The 20999-nt window shown below is 50.4% G+C and carries 18 protein-coding genes; 8 read left to right on the top strand and 10 right to left on the bottom strand.

Translation table 11 applies throughout. From position 1 onward, the window contains the following. Positions 1-10 precede the first annotated feature (10 nt). Genes L9G74_RS12360 through L9G74_RS12350 form a run of 3 tightly spaced genes read right to left on the bottom strand, consistent with a single transcriptional unit; the run spans position 11 to position 5753 of the window. Positions 11-3355: a transglutaminase family protein gene (locus L9G74_RS12360; RefSeq protein WP_238896721.1), complete on the bottom strand. Its 3345-nt coding sequence runs from the start codon at positions 3353-3355 to the stop codon at positions 11-13. Next, positions 3352-4296, bottom strand: a complete 945-nt coding sequence (locus L9G74_RS12355; RefSeq protein WP_238896720.1) for an alpha-E domain-containing protein — start codon at positions 4294-4296, stop codon at positions 3352-3354. The genes L9G74_RS12360 and L9G74_RS12355 overlap by 4 nt, the downstream gene beginning before the upstream one ends. Positions 4297-4298: 2 nt before the next feature. Further along, the gene (locus tag L9G74_RS12350) at positions 4299-5753 is read right to left on the bottom strand and encodes a circularly permuted type 2 ATP-grasp protein (RefSeq protein ID WP_238896719.1); all 1455 of its coding nucleotides are present in this window, start codon (positions 5751-5753) and stop codon (positions 4299-4301) included. A gap of 524 nt (positions 5754-6277) precedes the next feature. On the opposite strand from L9G74_RS12350, the gene L9G74_RS12345 reads away from it, so the two are divergent. From L9G74_RS12345 to L9G74_RS12330, 4 genes are all read left to right on the top strand, one after another. Then, positions 6278-7753, top strand: a complete 1476-nt coding sequence (locus tag L9G74_RS12345; RefSeq protein ID WP_238896718.1) for an alpha/beta fold hydrolase — start codon at positions 6278-6280, stop codon at positions 7751-7753. Then, positions 7753-8487 (top strand): ABC transporter ATP-binding protein, encoded by a 735-nt coding sequence (locus tag L9G74_RS12340; RefSeq protein WP_238896717.1) that lies wholly within the window; start codon positions 7753-7755, stop codon positions 8485-8487. The genes L9G74_RS12345 and L9G74_RS12340 overlap by 1 nt, the downstream gene beginning before the upstream one ends. Further along, positions 8484-9620 (top strand): ABC transporter permease, encoded by a 1137-nt coding sequence (locus L9G74_RS12335; protein ID WP_275297401.1) that lies wholly within the window; start codon positions 8484-8486, stop codon positions 9618-9620. Before L9G74_RS12340 ends, L9G74_RS12335 begins: the two co-directional genes overlap by 4 nt. 65 nt (positions 9621-9685) lie before the next feature. After that, positions 9686-9850: a hypothetical protein gene (locus L9G74_RS12330; protein ID WP_238896716.1), complete on the top strand. Its 165-nt coding sequence runs from the start codon at positions 9686-9688 to the stop codon at positions 9848-9850. Positions 9851-9912: 62 nt separating this feature from the next. On the opposite strand, the gene coaD is transcribed toward L9G74_RS12330, so the two are convergent. The 6 genes from coaD to L9G74_RS12300 form a co-directional block, all read right to left on the bottom strand. Further along, a complete protein-coding gene (gene coaD, locus L9G74_RS12325; protein ID WP_238896715.1) occupies positions 9913-10395 on the bottom strand; it encodes a pantetheine-phosphate adenylyltransferase in 483 nt (160 codons plus the stop codon). Between the two features lie 152 nt (positions 10396-10547). Further along, positions 10548-12641 carry a YjbH domain-containing protein gene (locus L9G74_RS12320; protein ID WP_238896714.1) on the bottom strand — a complete coding sequence of 698 codons (2094 nt, stop codon included), beginning with the start codon at positions 12639-12641 and terminating at the stop codon, positions 10548-10550. A 24-nt stretch (positions 12642-12665) separates the two neighbouring features. Continuing rightward, positions 12666-13397, bottom strand: coding sequence for a capsule biosynthesis GfcC family protein (locus L9G74_RS12315; RefSeq protein ID WP_238896713.1), 732 nt, complete (start codon positions 13395-13397; stop codon positions 12666-12668). Continuing rightward, positions 13394-14050, bottom strand: coding sequence for a YjbF family lipoprotein (locus tag L9G74_RS12310; RefSeq protein WP_238896712.1), 657 nt, complete (start codon positions 14048-14050; stop codon positions 13394-13396). Before L9G74_RS12310 ends, L9G74_RS12315 begins: the two co-directional genes overlap by 4 nt. Positions 14051-14116: 66 nt before the next feature. Next, positions 14117-14395: a hypothetical protein gene (locus L9G74_RS12305; protein ID WP_238896711.1), complete on the bottom strand. Its 279-nt coding sequence runs from the start codon at positions 14393-14395 to the stop codon at positions 14117-14119. A 281-nt stretch (positions 14396-14676) separates the two neighbouring features. Further along, the gene (locus L9G74_RS12300) at positions 14677-15723 is read right to left on the bottom strand and encodes a glycosyltransferase family 9 protein (RefSeq protein WP_238896710.1); all 1047 of its coding nucleotides are present in this window, start codon (positions 15721-15723) and stop codon (positions 14677-14679) included. Between the two features lie 73 nt (positions 15724-15796). On the opposite strand from L9G74_RS12300, the gene L9G74_RS12295 reads away from it, so the two are divergent. Further along, the gene (locus L9G74_RS12295) at positions 15797-16537 is read left to right on the top strand and encodes a 3-deoxy-D-manno-octulosonic acid kinase (protein ID WP_438944567.1); all 741 of its coding nucleotides are present in this window, start codon (positions 15797-15799) and stop codon (positions 16535-16537) included. Between the two features lie 3 nt (positions 16538-16540). Here the strand turns inward: L9G74_RS12295 and waaA are convergent, their stop codons facing one another. Beyond that, a complete protein-coding gene (gene waaA / locus L9G74_RS12290; protein WP_238896708.1) occupies positions 16541-17815 on the bottom strand; it encodes a lipid IV(A) 3-deoxy-D-manno-octulosonic acid transferase in 1275 nt (424 codons plus the stop codon). Positions 17816-17906: 91 nt separating this feature from the next. Here waaA and L9G74_RS12285 point away from each other — a divergent pair, with 91 nt between their 5' ends. From L9G74_RS12285 to tdh, 3 genes are all read left to right on the top strand, one after another. After that, entirely contained in the window at positions 17907-18545 is a 639-nt protein-coding gene (locus tag L9G74_RS12285; RefSeq protein WP_238896707.1) for a TetR/AcrR family transcriptional regulator, read from the top strand. Positions 18546-18707: 162 nt separating this feature from the next. Continuing rightward, positions 18708-19901, top strand: coding sequence for a glycine C-acetyltransferase (locus tag L9G74_RS12280; protein ID WP_238896706.1), 1194 nt, complete (start codon positions 18708-18710; stop codon positions 19899-19901). A 20-nt stretch (positions 19902-19921) separates the two neighbouring features. Beyond that, the gene (gene tdh / locus L9G74_RS12275; protein WP_238896705.1) at positions 19922-20947 is read left to right on the top strand and encodes an L-threonine 3-dehydrogenase; all 1026 of its coding nucleotides are present in this window, start codon (positions 19922-19924) and stop codon (positions 20945-20947) included. Positions 20948-20999 lie beyond the last annotated feature (52 nt).

The raw sequence follows: 20999 nt of genomic DNA, 5'->3' as shown, positions 1-20999 counted from the left end.
CTGTCGAAAATTAGAGCCTAGTATACTTTCTTCTGAGATCCAGCGTATGGGGATATTCTTGCGTCGGTTCCTCAGTGGCTGGAGCTAATTGTTTTGGCAGCGTTTTATTTTCATAAAACTCGCGCAACGCGTTAAATTCCGGTGGTGGCATCAGCGGCCCTTGGCTAAAGCCTTGATCGAAGAAACGGTTCACTCGGCGCGCCTCGGCCTCGTTGCTATTCACCGGCAGCGTATCGTAGTTGCGGCCTCCTGCGTGGCTAACTTGGTAAGTACAACCACCAATCGACATGCCGTTCCAGCTATCCACCAAATCAAACACTAACGGCGAATCAACGCCCAACGTTGGGTGCAACGCTGACGGCGGCGACCAAGCGCGATAACGCACCGCACCGACCATTTCGCCTTTCGTCCCCGTGGCAGACAACGGCACCCGCCGCCCATTACAGGTGAGCACGTAGCGGCCATCGGTCATGCCAGTTAAACGCACTTGCAGCCGTTCCACTGAGGAATCGACAAAACGCGCGGTGCCGTGCTGAGTGATCTCTTCACCAAGCACATGCCACGGTTCAATCGCCCAGCGCAATTCCAGTTGAATATCGCCTAACTGTTGGCGGCCGTAATGCGGAAAGCGGAACTCTTCAAACGGTGCCAGCCACTCCAATTTGAACGGATAACCGTGATGTTGGAGATCATCCACCACGGCTTTAATGTCCTGCCACACATAGTGCGGCATCATAAATTGGTCGTGCAGCTGCGTGCCCCAGCGCACCAGCGGTTTCTTGTACGGTTTATGCCAAAAGCGAGCCACCAAACAGCGCAGCAGCAACATCTGCACTAATGACATGCGCGCATGCGGCGGCATCTCAAAACCACGAAACTCCAGCAGCCCTTGGCGGCCACTGGCGCTACCGGCAGCATAGAGTTTGTCGATACAGAACTCCGAGCGATGGGTGTTGCCAGTAATATCCACCAGCAGATTGCGCATCAAGCGATCCACCAGCCACGGCGTATTCACTTCACCATCGGGCATGTTGTCAAAAGCAATTTCCAACTCATATAACGCTTCGTCGCGGCCTTCATCAACCCGTGGCGCTTGGCTGGTTGGACCGATAAACATGCCAGAAAACAGATAAGACAGCCCCGGATGATGCTGCCAGTAAGTCACCAAGCTGCGCAGCAGATCGGGACGGCGCAGCATCGGACTATCCGCAGGCGTAACGCCGCCCAAGGTCACATGGTTACCGCCGCCCGTGCCGGTGTGGCGGCCATCGAGCATAAATTTCTCGGTGCCGAGCCGTGACAGATAAGCTTGCTCATACAAGGTTTCGGTGTTGTGTACTAATTCATCCCAGCTTTTCGCGGGATGAATGTTCACTTCAATCACCCCCGGATCTGGCGTGATAAGGAATTTCTGTAACCGATAATCTTTCGGCGGTTCATAGCCTTCAATCACCACTGGCAGTTGCAACTTGCTGGCGACCGCCTCTATGGCGTTGATCAGCGCGACGTAGTTTTCTAAATAGCTCACCGGTGGCAAAAACAGCTGCAAGCGGCCATCACGCACTTCTAAACAGATGGCAGTGCGCACCACGTTTTTAACGATTTTGTATTGCGGTTGGCAGTTACCGGCGGCTTGTTGCTGCGCCGCAATTGCGGGCGCGTCAGCATCGATACTGAATACCGGTAGCGGCTCACGCGGTTCAAATGGGTCTCGCTCTGCTTCCTGCTCTTCTTCGGTGACTGCCGGCAAGGAGTTAAGCGGCAGCCGGAAGCCCATCGGGCTGTCACCGGGGATCAGAGTGATCACCTCAGCGCGCATCGGCCACAAGCTGCTTTGCCACGCCACGCCGTTAAATTCGACCGGCAAAATAAAGCCAGTAGGGCTGTCTAGACCGCGCGTTAGCAGTTGTGCCAACCGGCGCCGTTCCAAATCATCTTTGAGATCGGCTTTACGCGGGTCAACGCCTTCGGGCAGTTGCCGCTCGAGCCACAAGTAATACAGCGTGTCTTCATAGGCGGGTTGCAGATAACGGCTCGCCACGCCAAGTTGGGCACATAACAACTCACCAAACTGCTGCGCTTGCGCTAGGGTGTGGCCGTAATTGGTATCCACGCGAGCCAGCAGTGTTGGGTCATGCCACAGCGCTTCGCCGTCGGTGCGCCAAAAGCAACCAAGCGCCCAGCGCGGCACTTCTTCGCCGGGATACCATTTGCCTTGGCCATAATGCAGTAACCCGTTACCACCAAATTGCTGCTTCATCCGTAGCAACAAATCTTTGGCGAGGGTGAGCTTATCGGCACCGAGCGCGGCGGTGTTCCACTGCGCCGAATCCATATCATCGATGGACACAAAGGTCGGCTCACCGCCCATGGTCAGGCGCACATCGTGTTCGATAAATTCGGCATCCACCGCGCGGCCAAGCGCTTTGATGTGTTGCCACTCTTCATCGGAGTAAGGTTTGGTCACGCGCGGATCTTCATGAATGCGCGTGACCACGTTTTCATAGCTAAATTCACACTCGCACGGGTCGGTAAAACCGGTGATCGGCGCGGCCGACACGGGATCAGCGGTACAAGACAGCGGAATATGACCTTCACCGGCAAATAGGCCTGAGGTTGGATCAAGCCCGACCCAGCCAGCGCCTGGCAGATAGACTTCGCACCACGCGTGTAGATCGGTAAAGTCGTGGTCGGTGCCCGATGGGCCATCCAGCGCTTTCACATCTGCCACCAACTGCACTAAATAACCGGAAGCAAAGCGCGCCGCCAGCCCTAAGCGCCGTAGGATCTGCACCAGCAGCCAAGCGGTATCGCGGCAGGAGCCTTTTTTCAGCGTCAATGTTTGTTGGCAGGTTTGCACCCCAGCTTCTAGCCGAATGCCGTAGGCAATCTCTTGTGACAAGCGGCTGTTGAGCGCCACCAAAAAGCTAACAATCGCCTGCGGTTTACGCTCGATAGTCGCCAGCCAAGCATCCAGTTCGGGGCAATCTTCCACGGTTTTCAGGTACGGCGTCAGCTCCTCTTTCAAGCCATCGGCGTAGTTGAACGGGAATTTTTCGGCGTATTCTTCAATAAAGAAATCGAACGGGTTAATCACCGTCATATCGGCGATCACTTCAACGGCAAATTCCAGCGTTTTCATCTTTTCTGGAAACACTAACCGCGCCATCCAGTTACCGAACGGATCTTGCTGCCAGTTGATGAAATGCTCCGCTGGCGTCACCTTGAGCGAGTAGCCGTGAATGTGGGTACGCGAATGCGGCGCTGGCCGTAACCGTAAAATATGCGGCGACACATTGATGTAACGGTCAAACTGATAAGTGGTTTTATGCTGAATGGCAACCCGAATGGTCATGCGGCATCCCCTTGCTGAAAATGAAACCAGTTTTCAGTGATTTGGTGATGCAGGGTGATCATGCCCAGCTGCACTTCGTTGAGGTAGTCGCTGAACTTTTCGTTCAGATCGGTGGAGTGTTCCACACCGTTGGTGATCTGCAATAACTTATCGACATTGGCGGCGATAATGCCAAACCGTGGCAATGTGGCCGCCGCCGCTTTCACTTGCTCTAAGCAGTAACGTTGCGAACGCGGAAAGCAGGGATCGGTGAGCATAAACGTCACCACCGAGGCACCGCTGATCGAGCAGCGCATGGTGCGGCGAAAACTCAGATAAGCACTCTGTGATTTAAGCACTTTGGACCACACCACCTGACCGAGTTTAACGTTCTCTTCCTCTTGCGAGTGCTGCATCTGGAAGTTGGCCGCATCCAAAATGCGGGTGTTCATGTCGGCGCGTTCCAAGAACCGCCCCATCATAATAAAGTGCCAGCCAGCGTGACGATCCATAGTGCCCGTCAGCAGGCCGATAATCTTTTGGCAACCTTCAATAATGGTGTTGAGATAAGCGTGCCGCACCGAGCGGTTGATCCCCTGTTTGATGTTTTGCCGCGCGTACAAATCTAACTCGTTGATCAACTCCCACATCTCACCCGGCACTACGTCGCGGGTGGTACGGATGTTTTCACGCACCATTTTCAACGATGACAGCAGCGAACTCGGATTAGTGTCATCCCCCAACATAAACTTCAGCACGTTATGTTCGTCACGCACCTTGTAACGCTGGTTGTAGAGATCGACGCCGCTGTTAATCTCCACCAAGTTGTACCAAGACACGGCGATATCGCGCGGTAGGTCGTACAGCAGATCGTCGTAAACACTGACCAAACGCGCGATGTTCTCCACCCGCTCCAGATAACGTGCGCTCCAGTACAGCCGCTCAGCTACTCGAGATAACATGTTTACTCTCCTTTGGTCTCAACGATCCATGTATCTTTACTACCACCACCTTGTGACGAATTAACGACCAAGGAGCCTTTTTTCATCGCCACTCGCGTTAAACCGCCGGTGGTGACGTAGGTATCGCGGCTTTGCAGAATAAACGGCCGCAGATCCAGATGGCGTGGCTCTAACGCCCCTGTACCAATCAAGGTCGGCGCGGTGGACAGCTTCAAGGTGGGCTGAGCAATGTAGTTGCGCGGATTGGCTTTAATCAGCTCAGCAAAGGTTTGTTGCTCTTTTTTTGTTGAGTGCGGCCCAACTAACATGCCGTATCCGCCTGATTCGTTAGCTGGCTTAACCACTAACTTATCCAGATTGGCCAGCACATATTCGCGCTGCTGCGGATCGTCACACAGATAGGTTTCCACGTTGGGCAAAATCGGTTCTTCGTCGAGGTAGTAGCGGATCAACTCTGGCACGTAGGCGTACACCACTTTGTCGTCTGCCACACCAGCGCCCGGCGCGTTTGCCAACGCCACGTTGCCCTCTTTCCACGCACGCATCAGCCCAGGCACGCCTAACACCGATTCGGGATTAAACGCTTCAGGGTCGAGGAACAGATCATCAATGCGGCGATAAATCACATCCACCCGCTCGGGGCCGTAAATGGTCTTCATGTAGACGCAGTGATCATCACTGACGAACAGGTCGCTGCCCTCCACCAGCTCAACGCCCATCTGCTGCGCTAGAAACGCATGTTCAAAATAGGCGGAGTTGTAAATGCCCGGCGTGAGCACCACGATTTCAGGCCGGGCGATTTGCCGTGGCGATAACGCGGTTAAGGTTTCAAATAACTGCGCCGGATAGGAGGCATTGGGCTGAATATCATCGTTTTCAAACAGCTCTGGCAGCACTCGTTTGGTGATGGCGCGGTTTTCCAGCATGTAAGACACGCCAGATGGCACCCGCAAGTTATCTTCCAACACATAGAACTTGCCATCATGATCACGCACTAAATCGGTGCCACAGATATGCGCCCACACCCCAAAAGCGGGCGACACGCCGACACATTCTGGCCGAAAGTTTTTCGAATCCTTAATAATATGCTCGGGAATGATGCCGTCTTTGATGCAGTTTTGCTCGTGGTAGAGGTCGTCGATAAAGCGGTTCAGTGCAGTGAGCCGTTGTTTTAAGCCCGCCTCAGTAATCGCCCAATCTTTGGCTTCAATGGTGCGCGGAATAATATCGAACGGCCAAGCACGGTCGATATTGCCCTCCTCGGTGTACACCGTAAAACTGATGCCCATCTCCTGCACCGTCGCCTCGGCGGTGAGGCGGCGCTTTTCCAACTCTTCTGCGGTTAATGAGTCAAGATATTTAAGCAGTTGCTTGGCGGGCGGCCGAGGGGTGCCTGATTGGTCGATGAGTTCATCGAAAAAGTCACCGGAATCATAGTTTTTTATTAGCTTATCCATAAACCGTATGTCCTCTCTGACAACCTTGGTGCAGGTTATCGCTGCTGTGCATTATTCCAGCGCATCCATAATACGTTTAATCTGAACAAAAATTAAACATCAAAGGTCAACAGCCCCAATTCTCTACGCACCAAAATGGTGCTATTAGCAAGCAGAACTCCCCGTTATACGGCAAAAAGAGGAGGATTCATCCACCGCGATGCTGACGCCAGCAAATTCCATACCACAGCAATCAGTGATAACGGCATAGATAACAACATTGATTAGTAGCGAAAAAACGAAGATATAAGGATAGAAAGTAATCAGCACTCGGTGTGTTAACGCTTACGCAAAACGGGTGGCGGCAGCAACATTCACTGATATGCATAAAAGTGTCGAATCCTCACCTAGTTCTCATGACTAAAAGACAAACGCACAACAAATTGTCGATTTAACTGCACATTTGACTGCTCAGCATCGCGATAGATTGGTACACTGAGTTGCGCAAAATTACTCCAGATTATTAATTGCAAAAGGAAATTCGCATGACGCAGCGTTACTCTCGCTGGATAGGCCTATTGTTCGGATTAGGGCTATGCCACGCTTTACCTCTGCCAGCACACGCGGCAGAACAAAGCAGCAAAAGCAGTAGTTGCTACGCCGAAGGTCTGTCAGACCAACTTAAATGCGGTAGCGTTGAAGTGGCTGAAAACCCTAAAAAGCCCAACGGCCGCAAGATCCACATCCACTATGTAGTGATCCCGGCGATTAAAAACCTCGCCCCAGAAGAGGCCATTTTGGGCATTGCTGGCGGCCCTGGACAATCCGCCATTGAGTCGGCGGCATCGTTCGAACGCATGTTGAGTAAAGCGCGGCAACATCGCGATATTTTGTTGATTGATCAGCGCGGTACGGGTCAATCAAACAAGCTCGCCTGCGCTGGGGAAGACCTGACCGATATTATCAAGCTCAATGATGATGCCTATGATAGCGCCAAAGAAACGCGCGAATGCAAAGCGAAACTGGATGCTGATGTCACCCAATACGGCAGTGAGCAAGCACTGGGTGATTTTGAAGTGGTGCGCAAGCATCTGGGTTACCAAAAGCTGCATCTCTACGGTGTTTCCTATGGCACCCGCATGGCACAGCTGTATATGCGCGATTATCCGCAAGTGCTAAAAACCGTGACGCTGGACGGTGTGGTGCCGATGAGCCAAAGCGTACTTGCGATTGGCGGCGCGATAGCCAGAGCGCAAGAGTTAGTGCTAGAGGATTGTGAAAAAGACCCCAGTTGCCAGCAAACCTACCCTAAGCTGCGCACAGAGTTTGAGAACGTGCAGCAATCACTGAGCGAGTATCCGGTGATGGAAAAAGTGCACCATCCGGTCTCGGGCAAAACAGCACTATTAACACTCACGCGCAATAAGTTTTTAGGATCGCTGCGACTGGCGCTGTATTCACCGGCGGTGCGCTCGTTACTGCCGTTTGCCATCCATCAAGCGTACCGCAAAAACTACCAACCGATTCTGGGATTGTTAGCCATGCAAGATGGCTCGATGGACTTAGCCATGGGCATGCACGCTGCGGTGGTGTGTGGTGAAGATTGGCCGCGATTAACGCCTGCGCTACGTGAGGAGGCGGCGCAAAGTGTCATGGGACAGATGATGTTAAAAGCCATGGATGAAAGCTGCCCGATTTGGGGAATCCCCGCGGTGAGTAAAGCGTTTGGTGCGCCGATCAGTAGCGATATTCCAACGCTGTTGCTCTCTGGCGAGAAAGACCCTGCTACACCACCTAAGTGGGCTGAAATGGCGATGCAAAAAATGACCAATGCACGACATCTGGTGTCGCCGTATGCCACCCACAATGTTGTGGCACAATCCTGTGGCGGCGACCTGATTGCCAAGTTGGTGGAAACCGATGATGTTAAAGCGATTGACGGCGAATGTTTGAAAAAGGATGTCCGCCGCAGCTTCTATCTTAATGCCAGCACCGTCGAGCCATTGCCGGAGGAAAAGTAATGATTAACGTATCCAATATCAGCAAGAAAATCGGCAAGGTGCAGGCGCTGGATGATTTAAGCTTTAGCGCAGAGGACGGCATGATCACAGGTCTGCTCGGCCCTAATGGCGCAGGTAAAACCACCTGTTTACGCACTATTTTTGGCTTGTTAAAACCCGACAGCGGCAACGCCGAAATTGACGGTATTGATGTCGCCAAACATCCGGTTGCTGCCAAAGCCAAATTGGGCTTGTTCCCCGATCCGTTCGGCTTATATGAGCGCTTAACGCCGCGGGAGTATATCCAATATTTTGCCAAACTATCCGGCATGAACAGCAGCGACGCTAAACAAGCCACTGCCGCCGTACTGAGCAAATTACGCATGGATGATATTGCCGACCGTCGCTGCAAGGGGTTCTCCCAGGGACAACGGATGAAAACCGCTTTGGCACAGGCGATAGTCCACCAGCCGACCAATATTATCCTCGACGAACCTACCCGCGGCTTAGATGTGATGAGCACCCGCGTATTACGTGATTTACTGCTCGACCTAAAACACCAAGGCCACTGTGTGCTGTTCTCTAGCCACGTGATGCAGGAAGTCGCCGCCTTGTGTGATCGGGTGATTGTGATGGCTAACGGCAAAGTCGCCGCCATCGGTAGCCCGCAAGAGTTGTGTCAGCGCACCGGGCAAGACTCACTGGAAGAAGCCTTTATTCAATTAATCGGTACCGATGAGGGGATTGCCGCATGATCAGTAAAACACTCACTTTGCTGCGCAAAGAACTCATCGACGCCAGCCGCGATAAGCGCTCAGTGCTCGCCGGATTGTATTACGCCATCGGCACACCGCTCATCATGTGCGGTTTGTTTATGGTGCTGATCAACCAGTTGTCGAGCCCGGATGACTTACCGATCAAAATCACCAATGCCGACACTGCGCCCGACTTAGTGCGCTATCTCGGCCAAAAAGGCATTAACAACGACACCGGCGAGCAGGCAGAGAAAATCCAACTGATTATCAGTGATGATTACGCTAAGCAGATGGCGCAAGGCAAAAGCGCCGAAGTGATCATTGTGGCGGATAACTCGGAAGAACAGCTGCAAAAATCGATTCGTCGCTTACAACTGGCATTGCAAAACTACTCAATGGAGATGGGCAGCTTACGGCTGTTAGCACGTGGTATCGACCCGCGGGTATTGCGGCCGCTACAGGTTGAATTACATGACCAAGCCACCCAAGATTCCAAGGGCGGCATGATCATGGGCATTGCCATCTTCACCATGCTGTACTCAGTATTTATCTCCGGCATGAACTTAGCCATTGATACCAGCGCCGGTGAGCGGGAACGTAACTCGTTAGGTTTGTTGCTGAGTCATCCAGTCACTACCGGCCAATTGGTATTATCAAAACTGTTGGCAGTCACCGCGTTTGCCATGCTCGGATTAGTATTGATCCTCGCCATCAGCCACTTTGCCTATCCCATGGTGCCATGGCCAGAACTTGGCTTTAGCATCACCATCACGCCAAGCTTTATGGCCACCGTGTTGGTGATTGGTTTACCGGTAGCCATGCTGGCGGCGAGTTTGCAGCTGTTTGTATCGTTTATGGCGAAAACCTTTAAAGAGGCGCAATCCTACCTTACCATGGTGATGTTTATTCCGTTAGCGCTGGCAATGAGCGCCAGCTATAACATCGCCCCTGATGTGCTTAAATGGCTGCCGGTGTCTGGTCAGCAAGGTGCACTGATGGAAGTGATCAAAGGTAAGGCGCTACCGCTGCAGGAGTTGTTAATCTCCTCTGGCGCCACACTGGCAATCACCTTGTTACTGGCGTTAGCGTTGACCCGCATGCTGCGCAGTGAAAAAGTAGTGTTTGGTTTATAAAGTATGGAGTCAACGGATACGCTAGCGCAGCTATCCGTTGTTCCTCAACTAACGGATTAGGGACGATGATGCGATTACTGAGACAATATCATGCGGTGCTAACGCTACTGATACTTATCGCGGCGCTTATCTGCTATTGGCTGGGCGCCCGAGATAGCTCACAGCTGTTGGTGGTCATCGGTTGTAGTTTCGAAATGGTGTTTTGGTCTCGTTTAGTACTAAAACGCTAATATTGCAGACATAAAAAATGCTGGCGATGCCAGCATTTTTTACCATCGCCGCCAATTCTGTATCACTTAGTCAATTGCTTTGCTAAGGCCGCCACAACTTGCGGAGGTACAAATTGACTGACATCGCCACCATGTAACGCAACCTCTTTCACCAAGGTTGATGAAATAAAACGATTGTCCTCTGATGGGGTAAGAAATACGCTTTCTAGCGCTGGATACAATTTGCGATTCATACTCGCCAATTGAAATTCATACTCAAAATCCGATACCGCGCGCAGCCCTCGAACTAACACCGTCGCCTGATGCTGCTTAGCAAAATCCACCAGCAAACCACTAAAGCCAACCACAGTAACATTGTCGAGTGCCGCAATGGCTGACGTTATCAATTCTACCCGCTGCGCCAAACTAAATTTAGGTTGTTTAGACGGGTTGGCGGCTACCGCAATAATCAGCTTGGGAAATAAGGCGGCGGCGCGCGTAATCAAATCGGTATGACCATTGGTCACCGGATCAAAAGTACCGGGATAAACTGCGGTTGTATGCATAATCATCTCTATAAAATATTGGCTTTATCTGTATGCTGCAACTGCCTTAGCCCAGCTTTTTCCAGCAGTATTCGCCGAATCAATAATAAAATCATAACAGCAAAAAGCCCTGCGAACAGGGCTTTTTCTGCATAAGATGCACACGTTAACAATTACTGCTCACGCACTTTTATCTCATGTTTACCACGTTGTTCAGTCATGTAATACAGCGAATACTTGCGACCAAGTTTCTGTCCGCCATCACGTGTCAACGGTGTCCACCCAAATCCTGCGCGGCTCAACGAGCTTGAAGTCGAGAAGGCATCAAATGGGATCGACAGGAAAACTCCCTTGGTGAAACTGCCTTCACCATACTCTTCAGAACTTACATCCGTAAATGTAGCATAAGCGCCCAATCGAACCCCGTTATCAAACTCACGATAGAGGGTGAAAGAGGCTCCCTTATCTTTAGCCAGATAGCGGCCAACATCAATTTGCGTATGCAAGTTATACCAAGGCAGTTGATAGTAGAAACTGAAATGACCAGTGACGGTTTCGTAATCTCTAAAACCAAACAACTGGTTAAAATCACGTTGCTTCACCGCGTTAAGATCAACGCCAAAGGCGTAATCTTTACCAAATGGCCGATATAACAATTCGCCACCGACGCCACCATACATATATTCAAGATAACCCGCATACACTTGGCTATACCAGCTACTGCCCAAATGGTTAAACCATGTAGCTTGTAGGTCGCTGATACCAACATCTGACTCGGTCAAATATTCACGAATATAGGTTCTCACACGAGGCAGATTACTCGGCGCATCGTATTTAAATTTATCGAAGTTATTGAATAGGTTAAGTGCTAAATTGCCACCAATTTCAAAATTATCACTGAAGTTATATTTCAAACTGCCGCGCAAATTTACTTGGTAAAGCAAGAAGCCATCTGGTCCACCTATACTTTGGGTAAAACCGGGGTTAAAACCATAACTCCAGCCACTCGTTGACTCTCTCTGCCAGACTTGTTTACCAATAGGATCGCTAGGCGAATCAACCGATACCAGCTGTGGGTTATCATTGAAATCGAGGTTGTAATTAAACTTATCCTCTAATGTCTTGCGCTCTACGGTGGTTTCAACCACTGGCATCCCAGCAGACTCTTCAACAAAACGGTACTCACGAGTTCCTAACTCAGTAACGTTGTACATAATCGCCGCGGCTCGCACATCGGCCTGTTGGCGATCACGATATTTTCCTTGCACACCTTCGACGATAACCTGGCGATTGTTTTGATAAATTTTACGCGGGTAGAAACCAGCATTGCGGCCCAAATCCTTTGCCACTTCATCCCAATCTTTCTCGGCGGGTTGCTTCGCAAGTTTGCTCACTGGCGGGTCTTTTTTATACAACATGACATCGTTGATGAGGTTAGTGTGCAGCGTCACCCCAAAAGACAAGGTGTTACCCCGTTCGTAAGACAGCTTTAAATCAAGATAATCGGTAGGTTTTAACACCATGCCGACATTAAATCTTGAATCCTGAGGTTGGTTGTTATTCTGCGGCTGGTGTTGATAGTCATTACCATCCCACTCTAACTTTAGCGTAAGCGGATCCCAAGGCGTTTGGTATTCTACCCCCGCAAAAATCCCGGCACTCTCACCTCGAAAGAAGCTATTGAAACTTACTTTCCCAGTGTTATTAATATTCCCGTCATAACCATCACGGTTACACATAGAATCGGATACGCTACAGAAAGGGTTATCAATATCCCTCGCATTGCCTAGGTACCCCCAAGCTAAACCGACAGTAAAATCTAACGGTCCAACCCGTTTTGTTGCTCCTAGGTATTCACTAGAAAACAATCCAGTACCACCAATATCTTGAAAACCGACGGCAACTTCGGGTAGATAATATCCCTCTTCTAATAACCGAAATTTTACGTCAATCCCTTTATCTTTATAAGATTGGTCACCAGAAAGCTCTTCTGGCCCATAAAGGCGGTTAGTTACGCTGACATAACGAATTGAAGCATTCATCCACGGCAGTGGCTGAAAATTAACTGCGCCAAAAATATAGGGGTTACTACGCGAGTAGTTGATACTCATGTCGCCTTCTGGCGCCATGCGCGCCGTGGGCATCTGCATTAAGCCAATACCACCAAAATCATTACGTGTCGGCGTCACTTGGTCATACCATGCCCCCCAAGATGTTGAACAGGGCAGAAGTAAACCAGTCAAGGTTAACAGTTTAGAAAATTGCATATATCGTCCATGGATCCGACAAATTTACGGTAATAGCTGTGCGCTGAAAAGTTGTAATAATGACTGCTGGAACTGTTCCAGTCGTTGGTCATCATCAGCAATTGGAACGTAAATGTAGCTACCAGGCGCTAGATATGCCTGTTCTGTATTCCAATAGGCAATGCCTACCTTACGGATACTGGTATCAGGCTCAATCACCCAAACATAACTAGGGTCAGCTCCTGGCAGACGTTGCAGTTCCGCCGCATAATCAGCCACCGTTTTATTCGCCACAAATGCTACCGTATACGGGGCCACGGCCCCGACCACCCGCACCGTATCTGGGCGAGTTGGCACATAAAACTGATCTTCTTGCTGCAAATAACGATTCTGGGATGACGTTAATTCCAGCAAGTCCCAATCAAATTTCACATCAACACGACCGGTAGCACGTAGTTGCTTTATCTGTTGCATTAAAGAACTTGTCAGTGCAGGGTCAAGTTGCAGATTCGGCAATTCATTTAACAACAACAGTCGACGCGCACTTTGATGCAGTACAAAAGATTGACGAATCCATGCAGCACCAGTGAGATAGGCGTGTTGCTGATAAATTGCAGCGGCAACAACTTTGCCGATCCTATCGTCAGTAGAAAATGTGGCAGATGAGGGTAGCTGCACCTGCCCCATGGCAGTGACATTTACGGGTTGCGCGGCAAAGACGTGATCAGCGCAAAGGAATGAGGCAACAGTCAATAAAAAATATCTGAGCGGTTTCATGATTCATCTCCGCTATACGGCTTAAGCAATGTCACGCGAAAAACAGGTAAGTCGGGGGATGGCGCCTGTTCAGACTTCCACACTAAGCCATGATCATCGAGCCAAAACTTATTAATGACGTGATAATCAATCTCTGGAATAGAAAAAGTTTCTTCAACCAACGTCAGTTGTTTGCTCAATGGACCGAGTTGTACGGTTTGCTGTTCTTTTACTGCAAACCGACTCTCAAATTTTAAACCAAACTTATAGCTTGGCAGCAGATCGACCCGCCCTGTTGCCGTTGCCCCACTCAGCTCAGCTAGCGGGCGAGACAATGGATCGACGCCATCAAATGTTATAGCGGCCAGATCGTGCTTTAATCCAGCGGTACGAACTAAGCGCCCATACTTTGTGGTCATGCTTTCTTTTTGAGCCGTCAGCCACTGTCTTTCATCGCCTTTAACGTAGGCAAGCACAATAACGGCCTGAGAACCATCACCTAATTGACCATAGATCACAGGATAGGGAAATTTTTCTAAATCTGCTGCAGAAATGTCGTAGCTAGGAGGGGCAGAGATCGCCTCTTTGAAGGTCTGGTATACCAGAGAACTCTTAGAACCACATCCTGTTAATCCAACAGCACATACCAGTGCGAATAAGAGTTTTTTGTTCATAGATTGCTTATGTTGAACCGATAAAAAAGGCCAGCATCGGCTGGCCTTTATTTGAATAACAACAACTTAGTTAGTACCTGTAGTACCTGTACCACCAGTACCAGTACCACCAGTACCTGAAGTACCAGTACCACCAGTACCTGTGTTGTCATCTGTATCGTTGTTGTTATTATCAACAGCAACAGCTACAGCCGCTGCAGCTGCAACACCAACGCCAACCATACCTGCAGTACCTAAACCACCAAAGCTAGTGGTAGAAGCTTCTGAACCAGCAGGTTCAGCAGCCATTGCAGAACCTGCAAACAGCAAAGATGCGGTCAACATCGCAATTGCACTTTTTTTCATAGCAAACTCCTTGTAGACGGATATAAAAGTTGTGCAAACGAAACTAGTGAGGCCGCGAAACGGGTACTGACACTATTCGGCACAGCAAAAACTGCTCTAAATGTAATCGGATATCAATACGTGGTCAAGTCATTCTTCGCTATTTACACCAGTTAACATGCTAAAAGTTGATACAGTAACCAGCTAAAAACTATCGAATTTATTCCCAAAAACCGCTTAGAGATCTCTAAGAACAAATAAATTCCCTTACATTTAGCATGTTAATAAACAGTAATAAAAATTCATTTCTTCAAGGCAATTTCAACGTTATCGAACAATCCACACACCTGTGCCACGCTAATACGGCTCATCAAGTCACCGCCTTTGGCGCGCTTGCCCCACGGGATCGGTTGGTTAGGCAGTTGCTCAGCCATCACCTGCTCATAAACACTCGCAACATAATCGCGATACAGATACGGCCCAGTGCGACCGGGGTTGGAATGGGCATATAAACCGATGACAGGCGTGCCTTGAGTCACCGCCATGTGTGCGGGGCCGGTGTCGGGCGCCAATACAATCGTGGCGCGTTTTAGCAGCGCCAGCAGTTGTACCAAGGAAGTTTGTCCCACCAGATTGGTCAACTCAGATTGACTGTGCTTAATGATATCGGCTGCCAACGTCTTTTCTAACTGTGCCGGACCACCACACAGATAAACTGTAAAACCTTTGGCAGCGGCATAATCCGCCACGGCGGCATAGCGCTCTGGCAACCAATTGCGTTCTGCTTTGCTGGCGGCAGCGCAGATCACTAAGGCTTTTTCACCGTCAGGCAGTTGTTGCTCGGCAAAGGCCATATCTGATTCAGGGATCGGAATATGCCACTTAGGTGTTAAATCAGTCACGCCGATTTTTTCGGCAAAGCCCATAAAGCCATCTAGCACATGGGGCGTTGCTAACGGTTTTACCCGTTCGTTGGTCACCAGCCATTGACCTTCTTTAGCGCGCGCCCGATCAAAACCGATACGCACTTTGGCCTTAATCATCAATGAGGCAATGGTCGCTCGAGCCGCCACCTGCATATGCAACAGCACATCGAATTTACGCCCACCGAGTTTGCGTTTCAAATCGCCGTAGCTCTTCCAACCCAAGGATTTATCAAAAATGACTAACTCGACGCCGGGCAGATGCTGCAACAGTTGATATTCCACTTTACCCACTATCCAAGTAATCGGCAGTTGCGGATATTGCCGTTGAATGGCCTGCACCATTGCCACCGCATGACATACGTCACCGATAGCTGAGAGGCGCAAAATACAGAGAGATTTCATTTGGCTTGGGTCAAAACGCATGGGATTAATCGAGGCTTATTAAGTGCAAGGCACAAATCTTAATGTAGAATGGCGTCAGGTGCTAACGCTTTAGATACACATTAACATGCAGTTAAAAAAAACCGCCCATGGCCAGATCGCATTTTGTGCCGACACCCCCGCTGAGATCAGCCCAGAATGGTTCACCGAAGCCTTTTGGCGTCGACAAAACTGTGTTATTGGCAGCTCCAGTGGCCGCAATATCACCTGGTTTGTTGAACACAATCATCAACGTTGGGCACTGCGCCACTATTGGCGTGGCGGTTTGATTGCCAAGCTGATCAAAGATGCCTACCCATTTGCGGGCTATGAAAACACCCGCGCCTTTGCCGAGCTACAACTGCTAGAACAACTGTATGCCGAAGACTTTGCGGTGCCTAAACCGGTGGCGGCCCATGTGGTGCGTAGCGGTTTTGTTTATCGCGCCGATATTCTGACCACACTGCTGCCACAGGCGCAGGATTTGGTTGGCTTACTGGCTGAGCGTGCATTAACAGGTGACGAGTGGCAAAACCTCGGTCAACTGATTGCCAAGTTCCACCAGCGCGGCGTGTACCATGCCGATCTCAACGCCAAAAACATTCTGTTGAGCGAAGGGCAATTCTATCTGATTGATTTCGATCGCGGTGAATTGCGCGATGCTGCGCCCGACTGGCAACGCAGTAATATCGAGCGACTATTGCGCTCATTTAGAAAAGAAAAAACCAAGCAGCCCGCGCTAGCATTTGATGACACTTGCTGGCAGCAACTCATGGTTGGCTACCAGCAAATTAATCCGCTAGCTCTGCGGGATTGATCGTTAGTGATGTTGCGCCAACTGTTCCAGCCACGGCGCAACTACCGCAAACTGCCGCTGCAGCGTGCCACGGTTACGTTCAACCACCGCCAGCCCAGCATTGCCCGCTTGCGCTTGCTGCTGCGGATCACTCAACAGTGCTAGCGCGGCGCGAGCCATCTCATCACCGTTAGCGACAATCTGCATCGCACCTTGCTGTTGTAAACAGTTGCTGATCTCCAGAAAATCGCGATAGTTCGGCCCTTGTAAAATTGGTAATCCCAATGCGGCGGGTTCCAACGAATTATGGCCGCCCATTACAATCAGCGAGCCACCGACAAACGCTAAATCGCCACAGGCATACCAGCCGAGCATTTCGCCCATCGTATCGCCGAGTAATACTTGAGTAGTTTCGATGACCGGTTGCTGCGCACTGCGGCGCACTACGCTCAATCCAGTATTTTTAATCGTATTGGCGGCGTTATCAAACTGCTCAGGATGACGTGGCACCATGATCAATAACGCGTCAGGCCAACGCTGTAAGATTTGCTGATGACAGGCCAATACCGCCTCGAACTCGCCCGGATGCACACTGCCAGCCACCCACACAATTGAACGTTGCCACTGCTGTTTCAACGCCAAATACGGCGCCAATTTTGCGCTATCTAGGCTTAAATCAAACTTCAAACTGCCACACACCTGCACCTTGTCGGCAGCGACGCCTAAGCGGATAAAACGCTCAGCTTCTTCTGCCGTTTGCACCGCAATAGCATCTAACTGTTGCAACATCGGGCCACTGAGCTTGGCCCATTTCTGGTAACCTGCGGCAGATTTCGCCGACAATCGTGCGTTGGCGAGCACAATGTGGCTGCCGCGTTGTTTGGCTTGATGCAGCAGATTAGGCCACAGCTCGGTTTCCATCACGATGAGCAATTGAGGCTGCACTTGTCGCAGAAAACGGCGGATGCACAGCGGCAGATCGAACGGTAGATAACAGTGTTGCACACTGTCGCCCAGTGCTTTTTGCACCAGTTGCGAACCGGTAGGGCTAGTGGTCGTCACGGTGATGCTAAACTGGGGGTACTGCTGTTGTATCGCTTTGATAAACGGAATCGCCGCTTGGGTTTCCCCCATCGACACGCTATGCAGCAAAATATCGGTTGCTCGCAGCTTGGTTAAGCCAAAACGTTCGCCCCAACGGCCACGATAATCCGCGCTTTTGATGGCGCGAATCGTCAAATAAATCAGCAATATTGGCGTAAGCAGGTACAATAAAAACGAGTAGCAAATGCGGTTCATGCGCGTTGTCAGTCAAGTCCATCACCAAAACGGTCATGTTAACATAGACGCGCCCACTGCATAAGCAAGGCCCATTGATTCAAGGATTGCCATGAAAACCCGTGACCGGATTATTCAAGCGAGTCTCCAACTCTTTAATGAACACGGTGAGCGCAGCACCACCACCAACCATATTGCCGCCCACTTAGGCATGAGCCCTGGCAACCTGTATTACCATTTTCGTAATAAAGAGGACATCATCCTCAGTATTTTTCAGCAATATGAGCAACATCTGGAATCGGCGTTTCAACCCTACAACGATGAGCCGCTCAACATCGAACTGCTGATAAAATACTTTGATGCTATCTTTTATGCGTTGTGGCAGTTCCGCTTTATCTACACCAATTTGGCGGACATTTTAAGCCGCGACGAGGCGTTGAAAACACGTTATCTGCAAGTACAAACTCGACTGCAAAACCATGTGTGTGAGTTGCTCACGCAGCTGTGCAACGACGGTTTTTTGCAGATTGAACCCGCCAATATTCCTGCATTAGCTGATACGGTAAAAATGCTCGTGAGTTTCTGGATCAGCTATCAGTTGACCCAATCCACCATGAAAAGCATCACCAAAAGCAGCATCTACGAAGGTGTTGTGCGCTTGCTTATGTTATTTCGCGCTTATGCCACCAGCAGTTCGCTGGAAACCATCACCCGTTTGGAACAGCACTACGCAGTGCTTGCCCACGATTAGCCGAGCCATCACGGATTAGAATTATTTATCATTGCCGTCACCATGCCCAAATCTAGCTAATAGCGCACTGGCTGAGCTAAAAATCACTGTGGCGGCAGTTTAATTGGGGTTAAAATGCCGCCAATTCCACAAGTCAGCATAATCACAAAAGGGAGACTGAACGTGGCATCTTCTGCATTCTACACACAGATCCAACAACAACTAGAACAAACCAAAGCGGACGGTCTTTATAAGAGCGAACGCGTTATCGTGTCACCACAACAAACCGCCATCACAGTTAACGACGCCGAAGTGATTAACTTCTGCGCCAACAACTATTTAGGGCTAGCTAACCATCCAGCATTGATTGCCGCAGCCAAACAAGGGCTTGATGATCACGGCTTTGGCATGGCATCAGTGCGCTTTATTTGTGGCACCCAAGATATTCATAAACAGTTGGAAGCCAAACTGTCGGCGTTCTTGGGTACCGAAGACACCATTCTGTACTCATCATGTTTTGACGCTAACGGCGGTTTATTTGAAACCCTACTCGGCGCTGAAGACGCGATTATCTCTGATGCGCTGAACCACGCCTCCATCATCGACGGCGTGCGTTTGTGTAAAGCCAAACGCTTCCGCTACGCCAACAACGACATGGCGGATTTAGAGCAACAACTGATTGCCGCCAAAGACGCTGGCGCGCGCCATATTCTGATCGCCACCGACGGCGTATTCTCGATGGACGGCGTAATTGCCAACCTCAAAGGCGTGTGCGATTTGGCCGACAAATACGGCGCACTGGTGATGGTGGATGACTCGCACGCTGTAGGTTTTGTCGGCGACAAAGGCCGTGGCACGCACGAATATTGTGACGTGATGGATCGCGTAGACATCATCACCGGCACACTCGGCAAAGCCCTTGGTGGCGCATCTGGCGGCTACACTGCCGGTAAAAAAGAAGTGATCGACTGGCTGCGTCAACGCTCACGCCCGTATCTGTTTTCTAACTCGTTGGCACCAGCGATTGTGTCGGCCTCCATCAAAGTATTGGAGCTGCTGGAAGACGGCGACGCGTTGCGTAACCAATTGCATGAAAACGCTAAATATTTCCGTGAGCAAATGTCCGCTGCGGGCTTTAACTTAGCCGGTGCCGACCACGCTATCGTGCCGGTGATGATTGGCGACGCCAAACTGGCGGGCGATTTTGCTAACAAACTGCTCGAAGAAAACATCTACGTGATTGGCTTCTCGTTCCCGGTAGTACCACAAGGCCAAGCACGTATCCGTACCCAAATGTCGGCCGCGCACACTAAAGCGCAGCTGGACCGCGCCATTGCCGCCTTTACCCGTATCGGTAAAGAGATGGGCATTATCTAAGGCGAGCATTGAGAGTCATCATGAAAGCACTAAGCAAATTAAAGCCTGAACAAGGCATCTGGATGGTCGATGTTGAAAAGCCGGAAATGGGCCCGAACGACCTGCTGATCAAAATTCGCAAAACCGCCATTTGTGGTACCGATGTGCATATCTACAACTGGGACGAATGGTCACAAAATACCATTCCAGTACCTATGGTGGTTGGCCATGAATATGTCGGTGAAGTGGTCGGCGTGGGTAGCGAAGTCCGCGGCTTTAACCTCGGTGACCGCGTCTCAGGCGAAGGCCACATCACTTGCGGCCACTGCCGTAACTGCCGCGCGGGTCGTACCCATTTGTGCCGCAACACCTTTGGTGTGGGCGTGAACCGCGAAGGCTGTTTTGCCGAATATCTGGTAATTCCAGCGTTCAACGCCTTCCGCATCCCAGATGATATCAGTGATGATTTAGCGTCTATCTTCGATCCATTCGGTAACGCAGTGCACACGGCACTGTCGTTTGATCTGGTTGGTGAAGATGTGTTGATCACTGGCGCTGGCCCTATCGGCATCATGGCGGTGGCGATCTGTAAACACGTGGGCGCACGCCACGTGGTGATCACCGACGTCAACGAATACCGCTTAGATCTGGCGCGTAAAATGGGCGCTACCCGCGCGGTTAATGTCAGCAAAGACAACCTCAAAGACGTCATGAAAGAGCTGAAAATGACCGAAGGCTTTGACGTTGGCTTAGAGATGTCTGGCGTACCCTCTGCGTTCCACGCCATGCTGGACACCATGAACCACGGCGGCAAAATTGCCATGCTGGGTATTCCTGGCGGCCAAATGGCGATTGATTGGAGCAAGGTGATCTTTAAAGGTTTGGTGATCAAAGGCATTTACGGCCGTGAGATGTTTGAAACTTGGTACAAGATGGCCAGTTTGATCCAATCTGGCTTAGATATTTCGCCAATTATCACCCACCATTTTGCTATTGATGACTTCCAAGCAGGCTTTGATGCCATGCGTTCTGGTCAATCAGGCAAGGTAATTCTGAACTGGGAATAACGCCCAAATCAGGACTGTGCTTGCTGGGCACTGTACTCATGCAGTGCCCTCA

Source organism: Shewanella electrica (assembly GCF_022321485.1).
Taxonomy (GTDB): Bacteria; Pseudomonadota; Gammaproteobacteria; order Enterobacterales; family Shewanellaceae; genus Shewanella; species Shewanella electrica.
The sequence above is the reverse complement of the archived record's forward strand: the minus strand, read 5'-3'. Positions and strand labels throughout refer to the sequence as shown.